This is a genomic window from Leptothoe sp. EHU-05/26/07-4 (assembly GCF_043421015.1).
GTDB lineage: Bacteria > Cyanobacteriota > Cyanobacteriia > Phormidesmidales > Phormidesmidaceae > Leptothoe > Leptothoe turfae.
The window spans coordinates 628692-645083 of sequence record NZ_JAXSQV010000004.1 but is presented as its reverse complement, the minus strand read 5'-3'; the positions used below and the strand labels follow the sequence as shown (position 1 = coordinate 645083).

Annotated in this window: 9 protein-coding genes and 1 pseudogene; 3 read left to right on the top strand and 7 right to left on the bottom strand. The window is 47.9% G+C overall.

Annotation, left to right across the window (positions count from 1 at the left end):
* The first annotated feature begins 114 nt into the window (after positions 1–114).
* Positions 115–1065 carry an ion channel gene (locus tag U2F10_RS15855; protein ID WP_250565074.1) on the top strand — a complete coding sequence of 317 codons (951 nt, stop codon included), beginning with the start codon at positions 115–117 and terminating at the stop codon, positions 1063–1065.
* A 142-nt stretch (positions 1066–1207) separates the two neighbouring features.
* On the opposite strand, the gene U2F10_RS15850 is transcribed toward U2F10_RS15855, so the two are convergent.
* The 5 genes from U2F10_RS15850 to gyrA form a co-directional block, all read right to left on the bottom strand.
* A complete protein-coding gene (locus U2F10_RS15850) occupies positions 1208–2299 on the bottom strand; it encodes a response regulator (protein ID WP_163667279.1) in 1092 nt (363 codons plus the stop codon).
* Between the two features lie 827 nt (positions 2300–3126).
* A complete protein-coding gene (gene ppk1 / locus U2F10_RS15845) occupies positions 3127–5304 on the bottom strand; it encodes a polyphosphate kinase 1 (protein WP_499872695.1) in 2178 nt (725 codons plus the stop codon).
* 35 nt (positions 5305–5339) lie between these two features.
* Positions 5340–5546 (bottom strand): hypothetical protein, encoded by a 207-nt coding sequence (locus U2F10_RS15840; RefSeq protein WP_163667274.1) that lies wholly within the window; start codon positions 5544–5546, stop codon positions 5340–5342.
* Positions 5547–5761: 215 nt separating this feature from the next.
* Positions 5762–7384, bottom strand: coding sequence for a mechanosensitive ion channel (locus tag U2F10_RS15835; RefSeq protein ID WP_163667271.1), 1623 nt, complete (start codon positions 7382–7384; stop codon positions 5762–5764).
* 310 nt (positions 7385–7694) lie between these two features.
* On the bottom strand, positions 7695–10412 hold the full coding sequence (gyrA, locus tag U2F10_RS15830) for a DNA topoisomerase (ATP-hydrolyzing) subunit A (protein WP_499872694.1): 2718 nt from the start codon (positions 10410–10412) through the stop codon (positions 7695–7697).
* Between the two features lie 310 nt (positions 10413–10722).
* On the opposite strand from gyrA, the gene U2F10_RS15825 reads away from it, so the two are divergent.
* On the top strand, positions 10723–11649 hold the full coding sequence (locus U2F10_RS15825; protein WP_499872693.1) for a histone deacetylase family protein: 927 nt from the start codon (positions 10723–10725) through the stop codon (positions 11647–11649).
* A 100-nt stretch (positions 11650–11749) separates the two neighbouring features.
* Here the strand turns inward: U2F10_RS15825 and glgP are convergent, their stop codons facing one another.
* The gene (gene glgP / locus U2F10_RS15820; RefSeq protein ID WP_499061722.1) at positions 11750–14377 is read right to left on the bottom strand and encodes an alpha-glucan family phosphorylase; all 2628 of its coding nucleotides are present in this window, start codon (positions 14375–14377) and stop codon (positions 11750–11752) included.
* A gap of 322 nt (positions 14378–14699) precedes the next feature.
* On the opposite strand from glgP, the pseudogene U2F10_RS15815 reads away from it, so the two are divergent.
* Positions 14700–14942, top strand: a pseudogene (locus U2F10_RS15815) (Ppx/GppA phosphatase family protein); the annotation flags it as partial.
* Between the two features lie 29 nt (positions 14943–14971).
* On the opposite strand, the gene U2F10_RS15810 reads toward U2F10_RS15815, so the two are convergent.
* A complete protein-coding gene (locus U2F10_RS15810; RefSeq protein ID WP_499872692.1) occupies positions 14972–16210 on the bottom strand; it encodes a hypothetical protein in 1239 nt (412 codons plus the stop codon).
* Positions 16211–16392: the final 182 nt, after the last annotated feature.

The window sequence follows — 16392 nt, the reverse complement described above, 5'->3', positions numbered from 1 at the left end:
AACCCATATTGTTCAACCTGCGACATGTGGCTGTAGTTGTCCCATGCCCTATGTTTGTCGTATCTGGCTGTAACAAATCCTGATGTCCTCCTAGTCCTATCTCGCTAAGACCGTATGCTAAAACCTCGACTTCGTCGTGCCTCAAGACGGCTACTGCTGTACCGAGAACAACGTTACCCCAATATTGAGCGGATTGGGGTAACCCATTCCCATTGGGGAGACCTCTATCACATCTTACTGACCATTTCCTGGCCGGCTTTTATCATGCTGGTCAGCGGTTGCTATCTACTGGTGAATAGTCTGTTTGCCATGGCCTATGGTCTGGATGCGAATGCGATCGCAAACATTCGAGATGGTCACTTTCAGGACTTATTTTTCTTCAGCGTTCAGACCATGGCCTCCATCGGCTACGGTGCCATGTACCCCACCAGTACATACACCCACTGGCTAGTGGTGATCGAGGCAATTTTTGGTGTGTTTTTCATCGCGGTCACTACGGGGCTGGTATTTGCCCGCTTCTCCCTGCCCACCGCTCGAATTCTATATAGTCGTGTCGCAGTGGTAGCCCCCTTTAATGGCGTCCCCACATTGATGTTTCGCACTGCCAATGAGCGCCGTAACTACATACTAGAGGCGCAGCTGTGGGTTACCCTCGTTCGGGATGAAACCACTGAAGAAGGTGAGTACATTCGCCGCTTCCACGATCTCCCCCTGGTCCGTTCCCATACACCCGTATTTAGCCTCTCCTGGACCGCCATGCACCGCCTGACCAGCGATAGCCCATTCTATGGTGAAACCCCAGAAACATTACGCCAAAACCGAGCTGAGATTATTGTTACCCTCACCGGTTTAGATGAAACTTTATCCCAGACAATCCACGCACGCCACTCTTTCAGTGCATACGACATCTACTGGAATCATAAGTTCGTAGATATTATTTCAACCAATGATAAAGGTCGCTCTGTCGTGGACTACAATCATTTTCACTCGATTGAGCCCGTGGAACAACATAGTACAGCCCATCGAAATCCTCAAGAGCAACTCACCAGCTGGACATCCCATTAAACCAATAGGTGCCCCTGATACCTGAAGATTTGCCCCCTCACAGTAAAGGGCCAGAGGACATCATTGTTGTTGATGCCCTCTGGCCTTAATACTCTGATTTTTAACCTGGGACCCCCTTATGGTTCCATTACAACGCTTTTGCCTAAACCAGCAGGGTGAAAAGCTTCACCATCAGCTTTGTACGATTGATAGGCTTACTGATATAAAAGGAAGCACCACACAGTTTGGCGCGAATACGGCCAATAAGGTTGGCTTTCCTAGCCATCAGAATAATCGGTACATCCTTATACTGGGGATGCCGACGCAGGTGAGAGCATAGGTCAAATCCGTCCAAACCTTCCATCGCAGTGGTCAGCATAATCAAATCAGGCTGACACTTTGCCAGGTCTGCTACGGCTGTAGCCACGTCATCCACTGATGTAATGGAAAAGACCGTGTCTTCTAGAAACTCTCTCAGCTCCCGCAAGGATTGGCTATCAGAATCAATACAAACGAGCTGATACGAAGGAGATCCACCCCCTGCAACCATTTGAGCAGGATTAAACGTATCAGGGCTCAGTACCTGTAAAGAGGACCCAAATGTGCTGGAAGACGACGCCTGATTGAGCAGGGTATCAATATCACTCTTTGGCTGAACCAGTTGATCAATAACGTTTCCTGGCTCAGGCATAACGACCTCCTGTTGTTTAACAGGAGGTGGCGTATTCCGCTTGGATGAAAAGGTTTCTGCCTCTTGATGACATTGCTCAACCAATGTACGAATATCTAGCGTACAAAAAGCTGGGTAATCAACAATATTGCTAAAGTTATTAACCTCATAGCTGCCTCGGCTAACCCTTAGTAGCGATGTGACTGTAGTCACTGCCAAAGCACGAATAAACTGCCCTGCTTGGTCAAAAGTGATGTGCTCTTGCTCTACGAGCCAACGAATAGCTCGATAGTCAGCAGTCAAATCATTGCCCTGGTGCGTATATTGCCGATGGTAGAGCTGCAGCTGGGCTAGAACCAAATCGGAAATTGCGTCAGGAAACAGCTGGCGTCCTTCAAATCTCAGTGCATCGAATCCATTCTGAGAACTCGTTGCAAACAGGAGCTTACCCCGCTGTAGCCATAGAGACCAACGAACATCATTGGAAACCACCAAGAGTTCGCCACTCACTTGACGCCCGACAAGCTGAGCTAGCAACGTGAGCGGATGTAATGTTTTTTGTGTAATAGTGCCTGCTAAAACCATGGGAAGAGTTCCGGTCAAAGAACGGTATTCGAAGGGGTAAAAATCAGATAGAGCAGCGATGGATGATGACTTAAGGACTAGTGGAAACAGATTCGATACAGTCGTGACAATATCGAAATTGCAGTCTCTTCCTGGTGTCGTTATCCAAGCAATTAAAAAGAAATTAATTGCCTTGCACTCTCTTGATATAAATAAAGATGAGAAGTAATTAACAACTAAGTAGATACACCTATATTGAAATTAAGCTCAAGCTGATCCAGGCACAGAATCTGTATTTTCCTAGAGTTTCTTTCAAATTGAACTTAACGACAATCGAAGAACACAAGCTTGAACGATTCATTTCACGGTTATATTGACTAATTTCAATCAACTGTTTTAGAAATGCAAGTATTTTCGTAGGAACTGGTCGAAAGTTTATATGTTTTGCCTTAGCAGTTTATATAAATCAAATTTTAAAATTTGATGTTTCAATTGATGCACCTTCCGGATATGTACGTAAATCGTATTTTTAATGATGCCATGCTTAGATCACATCCAATGTAAGACTTAGTTTTTAGAAGGCTCAGGCATTTGAACGGTTCCTTAAAATTACAGTAAACCTCATATACGGACTTCCAAACATACGTAGGTAGATGGCTCTTTTCTAACAGAATACCCAGCCACCAACCAGGTCTTTTCAGTCCATATTTATACGCACTTTTGCTGATAAAAGTGCATTTCTAGCAAGGTGTCATGGACATATTCCTTCAACAGCCATGAAAGTGTCCGCCGAACTGTCTCACAAACATCGGTATATTTGACCAAGGAGAACAACTCCGCAGAGAATCTTAGTAGACCTTGACACCTCTAGCCTGCTCCATCAAACATTGATGGGTACTCTTTTCTACCTCCTTGGGTTGCGGCTGACGCTGCACATAGGTCCCGTCTGACTGCATCTCCCAAGCCTGACGATTGTCGGCAAGACAAATATCCAAAATATTGCTCAGCTCTCGGCGTAAATGCGGGGCTAGAATCGGTGTCACAGCTTCAACTCGGCGATCTAAGTTGCGGGGCATCCAATCGGCACTACCAATGTAAAACTGCTCATTGCCATCATTCTGAAAGTAAAAAATACGAGAGTGCTCTAAAAATCGTCCAATAATACTAATGACTCGAATATTTTCGCTCACAGCTTTGACACCAGGCGTTAAACAACAGACACCCCGCACAATCAGGTCGATACTTACCCCCGTTTGAGATGCCTGGTAGAGAGCCTGGATAATACCGGGGTCTACAAGAGAATTCATCTTGGCAATGATGCGCCCCTTATCACCATGGGCAGTTTCCTGATGAATTAATGCCAGCATGCGCTCTCGCAAAGTAATGGGTGCAATCAGCAGCTGACGATACGCTTTTTGTCGCGAGTATCCCGTCAGGTAGTTAAAGAGATCGGTTAAGTCTGCACCCAGATCTTCACTACAGCTCAGCAGGCCCAGATCTGTGTACATCCGGGCGGTCTTAGGGTTGTAATTGCCAGTGCCGATATGAACATAACGACGGATGCCATCGTGTTCTTTACGCACAACAAGGGCAACTTTAGTGTGGGTTTTCAGACCTAAGAGCCCATAAACCACATGTACTCCCGCTTTTTCTAGGGTACGAGCCCAGTTAATGTTGTTTTCTTCATCAAAACGAGCTTTTAGCTCTACTAAGGCAACAACTTGTTTCCCATTTTCAGCTGCTGAAATCAGCGCATTGATTATGGGAGAATCTCCGGATGTGCGATAAAGCGTCATTTTAATCGTTAGCACATCCGGATCAGTTGCCGCCTGAGTAATAAATTGCTGAACGGTGGCCGCAAATGAAGTATAGGGATGATGAACTAGACGATCGCGACGGCGAATAATTGAAAATACATCATCGCCTTCACCGTCGGTCTCATCATGGTTGATGCGGTGCCATGGCAAAGGAATCACAGCATTCCAGTCAGGATCTTTCAACTCTGGCAGAGGTAATCCAATTAATTTCATCAAATCACCTAGACCAATAAGACCTTCGACGTCATAAATATCGTCCTCGGTCAAATCCATCTCTGAAAGCAAGGTGGCACGTACCTCAGGAGACGTATTTACCTGGAGTTCTATACGTACTAAGGAACCTCCCAGACGACGCTTACGCAGTTCTTGCTCCAGCGCCAACATTAAATCATCAGCATCATCCTCTTCCACGAACAAATCGGCATTACGGGTAATGCGAAACGTGTAATAGTCTTCGATTACCATGCCAGGGAAAAGGAACGCGAGGTTTTGGCCAATCACTTGTTCTAGGGGTATAGCAGCCCAGAGTGCGCCCTTCGGTTGTTGTGACTTAGGCAGTTGGATAAATCTTGGTAAAACCCTAGGTACTTTGATCCGGGCAAAGTGAGTTTCTTCAGAATCTGCCTCCCGCACCACAACCGCTAGATTGAGACTCAGATTAGAAATATAGGGAAAGGGATGGCCCGGATCTACGGCCAGTGGTGTCAATACCGGAAATATCTGATCTTCGAAATAGGCTTGTAGGTAAGCCACTTGCTTGCTGCTGAGATCGTCATAGTCCAGCAGATAGATGCCGTGTTCATGGAGCTGAGTTCTGACTTGCAAAAAGCAATCTTGTTGCCGAGCAAATGTTGGCCTGAGCTTACTGCCAATGGCTTGCAGATGTTCCATAGGGGTACGACCATCAGCAGTACGACGACTGACCTGGGCTTCAATTTGTTTTTTGATCCCCGCCACGCGCACCATAAAAAATTCGTCTAGATTATTGCTAAAAATCGCTAAGAACTTTAGCCGCTCTAGCATGGGTGTACGTGGATTTAGCGCTTCGTGGAGCACTCGTTCATTGAACGAGAGCCAGCTTAATTCTCGACTGATGTAATAGTTAGGCGAGGTTAAGTCAATATCAGAGGATACTGCTTTAGCTTGGCCATTGACATCATCATCTTTCGACCTCTTAGGTGCCGTTTTCTCAGCGCTTTTATCCAACATTTTTGTAGATATCCCTAGTCTATTTCTGACTTGTTCTAGAAAACATCACGCTCACGACCGACCCACCACTCGCCCAATTTCATGAGGTCGTCATGGATATCTGCCACCTGCTTAGCATAGTCATCCGCCGATAGCTCATGACGACGTTCTTGAAGCTTTTTGAGCCGTAATTGTATAAGCAGCCAAGGTTTACTCATACCGTCAGTTGCTTCAATATATTTTGCTAACTCATGGCTGTTCATAGGATTGTTGCCCTCGCAAATAGTAAGGTAAGGTCACTGACAGAGGTATATTTTTTTCACACCATCTTTACCTTACTGAAAAATCCAGACTCGTTATGGTGAACCGTCCTAATGAGTAAACCCGCAGAAGGGGAAGCACTTTAGCTTCTCTCTGCGGGTTTTTAATTAAGTTAGCATCCTATCAAGTATTTTGGATGCTTGTATCCCTGAGCAGATTAACGCTTCAGGGTATTTACCCAATCACGCAGGTTTTCAGCAGCCACATCACGTCCACCCAAACCAAAGGCAATCGCAATTGCCACAGCCACAGCCCCCAACAATAAACCAAAGGCCAGATTAACGATGCTAGTGGCCAAACCAATGTGCTGTAGAGCCATCGAGCCAACTAAAGCAATAATGGCAATCCGAGCAGTCTGGGCCAGGGTATTCGACGAAGACATGCCCATACCGCTAACCAAACGGAAGGCTAAGTTCGCCGCATATAGGCCAACGGCAAAGATAAGAACACCGGTTAGCACTCGGGCTGAGACGGCCAGAATATTGCTAACAATTTCAGTTAGAACGGGAAAACCAAGAATTTCAGTAGCAGTCACTGCACCGAGTAGAACAATGCCCACTAGAGCAATTATCCCAACAATCTCAGAAGGGGTTTTTTGAGGTGGCTCTACGGCAGGCATGGGCTCACCTTCAGCCAAGGTAGACACTTCAGGTTCAGGCTCAGTGAGTTCAGGGAAACCAAGCAGGCTAGTAACATTGTCAAAGCCGATACCCGATAGTAAACCCACCACTAAATCGGACACAAATTGACCAATGAAGTAGAAGACCACCAATACTACACCAGCAGCAAGTACCTGAGGAATGATAAAGAGCACTCGCTCCAACATCTCCACGGCAGGCCCAGAAATTGCCTCAATGTTAAGCTCATTTAGGGCTGCGATCGCAGCTGGGATCAAGATCAAGGTGTAAACCAAAACACCCGCCAGGCTAGAAATAGACGTGCCATCATCCGGCCGAGAGGCCAGACCAAAACGAGCGCCAAAGTTATCGGCCCCTGTTGCCATCAGCAGATTGGTGACGATTCCTTTAACAATATTGGCAACCAACCAACCAATGCCAAAGACAATACCGGCGGTAATGATCTGAGGAATGGCCGATAGGAAATTGCTGAGCAGCTCTTCAACAGGACCTAATAAACCGGGCAGCTGTAGAGCACTCAGTACCAGCGGCAAAGATAGGAGGAAAATAAACCAGTAAACGACATTCCCTAGGGTGTCGTTTACCTGGAAAGAATTGCCTTCAGAATCAACGCCCGTCTGTTCAGACAACCGCTCATCCAGGTTAAAGCGACCAAGACCGTTAACAACAGCGGACTTAACTACCTTAGCAATCACCCAAGTAACAAATAGGATGACAGCTGCACCTGCAAGACGAGGCACATACTCAAAGACAGTTTGCAATAAACCGCTAATGGGCTGTGAAACCGAATCCAATTTGAGCGCATTCAAAATGGCGATCAAGAAGAAAAGCATCACCACCCAGAACACGACGCTACCGACCGTGCTCTCGACAGAGACATCATTCCCTAACCCAGCCTTACTAGCTAGCTGATTGTCGAGATTTGTTTTACTGAGCAAAAACTTAACAAATGCTTTCGCAATTGTGGCAACCACCAGGCCCACAATTAAAAGCAAGAATGCACCGAACAAACCAGGCAAAAACGTACCCAGCTGATTACTAATGCTACTCGTAAATTCAGTAATCGAATTTGTCTGAGCAAGATTGAATGTAGGGTTCAAACTTAACCAGTCAAACCCAACCACCCCGTGGAGTTGAGTCATTGTTCTCTATTGCCTACTGAACATCTACATGTGCCGAACATGGCGCTAACCTATGGGCAAAAAAAATCATGTTTGCCCATAGGTTAGCGCCTAATATCAATTTTTTTTCCCGGAAGCTACATTAATAGCAGACTTTGTAATAAATCCCCTGTATTTCTAGGTACAACCGCCCATAATTCATGATTTCCTGGGGTTGTCAAGCAACAATTAGCCGATTTTAGGCATTTTTTGCTACTTCACGTATGCAGAAGACTACTCAGTCCATGGGCTATTCCGGGCATTGCTGATCCCCAGACACTGACTCCTCAGACTATTCATCACCAGATGCGTCATCACCAGATGCGTCATCGCCATTAGCATCTTCTAATTCATCGTTAACAGCCGCATCAGCTACAGACTCATCTCCAGGCTCAGGGGACTCATCAGTTTGAGCCTCCGCTGTGATCACAGCCTCTGGGACGTCATCTTCTGCGATCACAGCCTCTGTGACATCATCCGCAATCTCCAGCTCAGGCACAACAGCTACCGCCGCGATCGCATCATCGCCATCCAAACGCTGCAGTTGCACGCCCGTTGCCATTCTTGACTGGATTGAAATGGCATCAATTGCCTGACGAATGATGATGCCGCGTTGGGTAACTAACATGAGCTCATCCTTGGAATTTACAATTCGAAGGGCGACTAGCTCATCATTTTCCTTGCGGAATTTCATACCCACCAAGCCCATACCAGCCCGATTTTGCAGGCGGAAATTATCCACAGGCACCCGTTTACCCAAGCCACCAGCCGCAATAATCAATACCCAGGGACCACAATCTCCTTCGGCCACAGTCGCCGCATCATTCTCCTCCTCATCCACATCAGACGCTGCCACCTGAGCCGTAACCGCCGCAGGCAAGATATCCATGCTAATCAGCCGATCACCATTCCGCAGAGACATTGACTTCACACCACGGGTGGGGCGTCCCAAGGGTCTGAGCTGATCGTTGTCAGCCCTAAAGTGAATTGTCATCCCCTGCTGAGAACCAATAATAATGCTGTCTTCAGCGCGGGCTAAGCGGACCCATCGCAGCTGGTCGCCCTCTTCTAGAGAAATAGCAATCAGACCATTGGCCCGAATATTGCCAAAGGCGGATAGGGCCGTCTTTTTGATAAAGCCCCCCTGGGTGAGCATAACCAGGTACACATCTTCGGCAAACTCTTGCACACCCAGCACTGACGTCACTTTCTCTTCCCGAGGAATGGGCAACATTTGCACAATTGGGTTACCCCGTGCTACTCGAGACCCCTCCGGAATCTGATAAGCCCGCAGCGTATAGGCCACACCCCGATCGGTAAAGAACAGCATATGGTCGTGGGTGCAACAGGTAATGAAGTGTTCAATGGCATCATTGTCCTTCATCCGGGTACCTGACTTACCACGAGTCGCTCGATTCTGCGCCTCAAATGTAGACACAGGCATACGCTTGATGTAGCCTTGCTCGGTCACCAGAATGACAACCTGCTCATTGGCAATTAACGAAATATCCGTCAGCTCGTCTTCAGCTGCTTCAATTACAGTGCGCCGTTCATTGGCATGGCTATTACGCAGCTGCTGTAATTCTTCCTCAATAATGGCCAGAATGCGTTCACGACGAGCCAAAATATCACGCAAATCGGCGATTTTCTCCTGGAGAGCTTCATGCTCCTGTTGAATTTTGTCAGCTTCCAATGCGGTCAAACGACGCAGTTGCATCTGCAAGATGGCATCGGCCTGGGCAGACGATAGCTCATAGGATTCCATTAGTTCCTGTTTCGCAGTGCCCACATCGGCAGCATGGCGAATCAGCGCAATCACCGCATCCAGATTATCCAGGGCAATCAGATATCCCTGTAAAATATGGTCTCTCTCTTCAGCCTTACGTAGCTCATACCGAGTCCGTCGGGTAATTGTCTCTACTCGAAACTCTAAAAAGACCTCTAAAAATTGTCGCAGTGTTAACAACTGAGGCTCACCATTGACCAAGGCCAACATGTTGACGCCAAAGTTGTTCTGTAACGGCGTTTGCTTATAGAGATTGTTGAGCACCACCTTAGGATAGGCGTCTCGCTTGAGTTCGATGACGATACGCATGCCGTCGCGATCGCTCTCATCACGGATATCGGAAATGCCGTCTAATCGACGATCGTTAACGAGTTCAGCAATCTTCTCAATCAGACCAGCCTTGTTAGTTTGATAGGGTAGTTCCGTAACAATAATGGCTTCCCGATCAGGACGACCTGGGTATTCAATGGTCTCAATGGTGGCCACAGCACGCATGGTGACAGAACCACGACCTGTCAAATAAGCATCGCGAATGCCATTGCTGCCAATAATCTGAGCCCCTGTGGGGAAATCGGGTCCAGGGATATGATTCAGCATCAGTTCCTGACTAGTGATTTCAGGATTTTGAATCAGGGCAATCACGCCATCGACCAGCTCACCAAGATTATGGGGAGGAATATTAGTCGCCATCCCCACGGCAATTCCAGAAGACCCGTTTAGCAATAACTGAGGTATCCGTGCAGGCATGACGGTGGGTTCTTGCTGAGAACCGTCAAAATTATCTGCAAAGTCAACAGTCTCGGATTCGATATCTTGTAGCAGTGCATTACTGGTCAGCGCATGCAACCTTGACTCGGTATATCGCATGGCCGCTGGCGGATCATTGTCGATGGAACCAAAATTTCCATGGCCATCAATCAACGGGGCCCGCATGGAAAAGTCTTGAGCCATCCGCACCAGGGCATCGTACACAGCGGTGTCACCGTGGGGATGGTATTTACCTAAAACTTCACCAACAACACGAGCACATTTTCGGAAAGGTCTATCCGCAGTTAAGCCCAATTCGTGCATAGCGTAGAGAATGCGACGATGTACGGGCTTTAGACCATCCCTAGCGTCCGGCAAGGCCCGCCCTACAATGACGCTCATGGCGTATTCTAAGTAGGACCGGGACATCTCGTTGCGCAGATCAGTGGATACAATCCGCTCTTGGGGATTACTCATACGGAAAAGAGACTCCAAAAATGCCGGAAAAACAATACCTAACTTGATAAATTCTTAGCAGGTTTTTTAAGGTCCCAAATTTAGGGATATTTAGGAAAGTTTTCCTGGGAAATTTTCACTAAGAATGCATAAAATTTTAGCACATTACTGGCATTCTTGATGGTCACCGTAACCCAATAAAAAAGGGGGTTTGAGGTGGATCCTATGTCACTGTCTAACCCCACGAATTATCCATGGGGATGTTCCGATAAAAGGAGTTCTCGAAAAAAGTAATTTGCAATGGCCTTTAAAGACTCTGGAGAGAAAATTAGTGATACCCACCACTGCCCCCTTTCGCATCATCTATTCCGACCGTTTTTTGGACCACGATACAGGACCGGGCCATCCTGAAAATGCCGGCCGATTAACGGCGGTGGTCACAGCCTTGAAAGCCCATGCCATGGGCAACCAGTTGGAGTGGGTAGAACCCTGCGATCGCAACCCCCTAGACTGGATTAATGCTGTCCATGATCCGGCCTATGTCCTGACCCTGCAACGCATTGCTGAACGGGGTGGCGGGCGATTGGATGCCGATACTCCGGTGTCAACCGCCAGCTACCAAACCGCCCTACTGGCGGTATCTGCTTGGTTAGACGGGGTGGACTATGTTACGGACAACCATGGTACCTCTGGGTTTGTCCTCGCCCGTCCCCCGGGTCACCATGCTGAATATGGTCAGGGTATGGGGTTTTGTCTGCTCAGCAATGTTGCGATCGCGGCCCGCTACGCCCTAGAAAAACCTGGCATTGAGCGAGTTGCCATTCTTGACTGGGATGTGCACCATGGCAATGGCACCCAGCAGCTAATCAGCAATCAACGTCAGATCGTTTACTGCTCCTTACATCAAATGCCCGCCTACCCCGGCACTGGTCAAGCAGGGGAAACAGGGATGCACCGCAATGTGCTCAACATTCCCATGGCCTCAGGTAGTACCGTCGAGGATTATAAACACCGGTTTGAACAGCAAGTGGTCCCATTTTTGCAACAGTTTCAGCCAGATTTATTACTCGTCAGTGCGGGATACGATGCCAACGCCTCTGATCCCCTGGCAGGCATCGATTTAATGCCCGCAGACTATGGCTTTTTGGCAGCAGCCTGTCACAAAGTAGCCCCCCGAGTCCTATTTGGACTGGAGGGGGGCTACGATTATCAGGCCCTGAGCCAATCAGTGATTGCCACCATTGAAGCAGTCCTATAGACGAGAAATCTCAGGGCCAGCTAAACGCCCGAGAAGAGCATGCTTCAACGAAAACGTGAGGAGAGAGACAGGGGTTTGCCTGCCTTCTCCTCTTATCCAGCTAGGCAGTTACCTGGGTAGCTTCCATAGCCTCTAAATAGCCAATGACAATGCTTACATTGTCTGGATCGGCCCAAAGAATGAGGCGCGGCATATAGGAACTACTCAGATATTCATGCTTAGGTAACACCCTTAGAGAGAAGCCCTGAAGACCACTTTGGGTGTACGCAACATTGAGGTTATACAAGCTGCTGCCATCGGCATCTTGACCGCGATAAACCATCTCTGTTGCTTGGCCACCTTGCAACTCACCATCAATGTCGATCCCCCCTTGGTAAAACTCCACCGAAACATCCGAGGCCTTCAATTGCCCCAAATAAACGCGAGCATTTACCTGTAGCGGTTCATTCACCTGCAAACCAACATCATGGGATAGATAGATTTCGGCGATAGAAATCTGTTGCCAGTGCTGGTACAAGTCTGACTGCCACTGGGCTAGAGCCTTAGCTGGAGCATAGCTCTCGGCGACCAACTGCCGCCCTCGATCCGACGCTGCAAAATATCCTTGGTTGGCATAGTCCTGTAGCATGCGGGCCGTATTGAAGGTCGGGGTATTCAACCGGATAGCATTCTTCATCTTCGCCACCCACCCACGGGGAATGCCATGGCTATTCCGATCGTAGAAGAGAGGGACAACGGCGGTCTCTAACAGCTCATAGAGGTCATTGGCCTCCACTTCATCCTGATAGTCTTGATCATCGTAGTCTTCACCAGAACCGATGGGCCAGCCTGTGCGTACATAATCCGCCTCATCCCACCAGCCATCTAACACACTCAGGTTGGGAAGACCATTCATTGCCGCTTTCATCCCACTGGTTCCCGATGCTTCCCGAGGACGACGGGGGTTATTCAACCAGACATCACAGCCTGATACCATCCAGCGGGCGACGTGAATGTCATAGTTAGGAACAAACACAATGGAGCGATCTAAGCCTTCATCACGGGTAAAGTGAATAATGTTGCGAATCAGCTCTTTGCCTGGAATATCCTTAGGGTGAGCTTTACCGGCAATCACAAACTGCACCCGCCGCCCCAAGGTGTTAGAAACAATCTTCCGCAGACGTTCAACATCTCTCAAAAAGAGTGTGGCGCGCTTGTAGGTGGCAAATCGGCGAGCAAAACCAATGGTAAGAGTACCCGGGTCTAACACTTCTTGGGCCCGTTCCATTTCTAAATGAGAACCGCCTCGCTCCTTCACCGCTTTGTGTAGCCGGTCTCTAACAGACACAACCAGGTGAGAACGACAACTTTCGTGGTTGCGCCAGATCTCTTCATCGGGAATGGCAGCCACTTTGTCCCATAATGGATCATCCACACCGACGCTATCCCAGTTCGGTCCTAAGTAACGGTCATAAAGCTCCTGGGTAGATTTAGCCACACAGCTGCGGGCATGGACGCCATTGGTGATGGACGTAATCGGCACTTCATCCACTGGCAGACTGGGCCACAGACCACCAAACATCTTACGGGATACAGCACCGTGGAGCTTGCTCACACCGTTGACAAATGAGGCCATCTTAATGGCCAAAACCGCCATACTGAACGGAGCATCATGATCGACATCATCCTCTCGTCCCAGCCCCAAGAAATGCTCATGGGACAGACCAAAGCGTGCAGCATAGTGCCCTAAGTAATGGAATATTTTTTCTGGGGGGAAGAGGTCAATGCCTGCCGGGACAGGGGTGTGGGTAGTAAATAGCTGAGTTGCCTGGGCCATCTGCTGCGCTTCACTAAAGCTGAGTTCCTGGGCATCCATCAGCATACGAATGCGCTCTAAAGCCAAAAAGGCTGAATGACCTTCATTGAGGTGATAGGCCGATGGCTTTAACCCTAAGGCCTGGAGCATACGGACACCGCCAATACCCAGCATCATCTCCTGCTGGATTCGCATATCAATGTCGCCACCGTACAAGCGATCGCAAATGTCCTGATCGTGGGGGGCATTCGGCTCAATGTTGGTATCCAACAGATACAGAGGCACACGCCCTACGGTCACCCGCCAGATACGTGCATAGACTTTACGCCCCGGATAATCTACAGAAATGCGCAATTCATTCCCCTCACTGTCCCGCTCCAGAGCCAGGGGCATGTTGTAAAAATCGTTGATAGGATAGCGTTCCTGCTGCCAGCCATCAGCATTAAGATACTGGGCAAAGTAGCCTTCTTGATAGAGCAAACCAACGCCAACTAAGGGCAGCCCTAAATCGCTAGCCGTCTTTAAGTGATCACCCGCTAGAACGCCCAAACCTCCCGAATACACCGGCAGACACGTCGTCAAACCAAACTCCATAGAGAAGTAGGCGTAACACTCGTTATCCACAGGATTTGCCCGATTTACGTCGTACCATGACTGGGCATTCAAATAGTGCTCTAAACGCTCGACAGCATGGTTCATCTGGGCAATAAATCCACCATCCTCAGCAACGGCATGGAGCCGATCCTGACTAATGGTGCTGAGCATTAAGATGGGGTTGTAGCGACTAGATGCCCAAAGGTCAGGATCCAGACGTTTAAACAGGTCAATCGTCCCCACATCCCAATCCCAATGGATATTTTCAGCAAGCTGACGCAAAGGAGCTAACGAAGCGGGTAGTGTGGGTGTAACGTTAAAGGTACGAATCGGGCGCATAGATTTTTGATGCGAATGCTTCAAGTCCACGAACATTCTGGCCCTGAAATTTAGTTTGGCACCAAACCCTTAACACTGTTTTCGCTCCCCAGCTTGGCTTGTCTGCGGACAAACCAACCAGAATCAAGGCATCGCCCGAAAGCTAAAATTTTTCTTCATTTCAACAAGACCCGTATATTTTAATTGCGTTCAATTGCCTTTTATTGCATTTTATGTTTAGACGCAACATTAATGATAGAAATCGATCATGGCCAACGCAACCACTCATCTTGCAATCGATATCGACACTAAATCGACACCAAGTCTATAGGCTCGTTGTACGCTTCAAGGAGCCGTTAGTTCCCTTGCGCCCTCTATACAACAGAACACCACCTTAGTCATCGACCTTGGTGGTGGCAGCACCAAAATTGTTTATGGAGCCAACAATACCATTGAGTATCAACAAACTTTCCCTACAGGTACAGTGGTTGCCAAAGAAAAGTTTCAGCTGACGAAAAAGATTTCTACATCAGAAGTAGTCGCCCTACAAAAGAAAGTAAAACACTTGATAACAAAAGGCTTCTAACACGAATAACCAATAACCAAGAACTAAAATCATTGCATCGCACCTTTCAGTCGGCAGCCGACGCCTCCTCGATCTTGGAGACTTTTTTGGGCGACTTCTTGAGGGCTAAAGAACACTTTTTCTACAACCTGCCAGTCTCTTACCATCAACATTTCAAACAACATCTCTTGCTCGCTGGGTCCGCCATTGGTAATGTAGTAACAACAGCCATCCGCTCCCTCCACAAACTCTCCATTGAAGAAGTTATAGAGCATGGCCTTCTCTAGATTCTCTCGTCGTACCTCCATCCCTGCTTCTAATAGGTCTTGGGCTGCATCTTCTTCTAAACTGCATTGCAGTTTCAGCTTCGCTGCCATGGTTTTTGTTGTCATACAAGGCACCATTTCTGCCATCTCAATGGCGTCTTTAAGCGCTTGGCTGTTGTCATTGACAATGACAACTCCCTTACCAATAAACAGCATGCCCATATCTAAATGGAATTGTCCGGGCTGCTCCACACAGACCAGCTGATCAATACTGGCTAGCCCAAAATCCTCACAGATCACATGGCGCACCTCATGATCATTGAGCTGATAGAGATGGGCTGTGGTTGCGATCGCATCTTTGCCAACCAAAATCAAGGGTTTGCCAGTGGCATCCTCCCCCGTAATCATATTTCCCCCTTCTATATAGGCTCGAATGTGACCGACAGTTTGTCCCCTTACCTGGGCAACCAGCTCTCGTTCCACCGCCATTTTGAATTCATTTACCCTGATTCCCAAAGGAATCCATAAGTGGTCATCCTGTAGCACTTCCTCCAAAATATCTGGGGTCAGTTTTCCTTGCCACCGTTGTCGTCGCCCTGCGGTCATCGCCTTTGCCAGAAGATCATCATCAAACTGTCTCAGCACGGCCACACAATCATTTGCCAGATATTCCACACTATCCTCAGCCCACTTTGATACAGGCTTTAGGTTTTCGGTAATTGTATAGTTAAGCGCCTTATAGCAATCTTTTGCGAATTCCTGCTGAATCTCTTCTCGACAGCCACTGTCCGTCAAGATTTCCAGGTATACCCCCAGCTCATTGGCTATTTTCGCAAAGAATCTCAAATATTCTCTTTCAGTTTCGGCAGATACCTCGGTTTGGCCTCGCGTAAAGTTCATATGCAAAACCGTTGTCCGACCACCTGGCGTTTTCTTTTGGGGTAAGGCACCCCCAGTATCCACACTCGGCAGCTCTATCCTGTGATCCCATAGCGTCTCTATGTTCCTGTTCTGCACATTCATGCTGCTAGCCTCACAAAAGCTGATTGAAGGAATACCCAATCAGACCACCCAATACATTATGAAACGTCCTGCAAACAGATGTGAAGCGCCAGCGCTGGGAGTTGCCATTGAGTTGTAACAATTCCTCAAAGTTTACAGACCCTAATCTTAATAAAATGGTAACAATACACACTGTTTAAAAT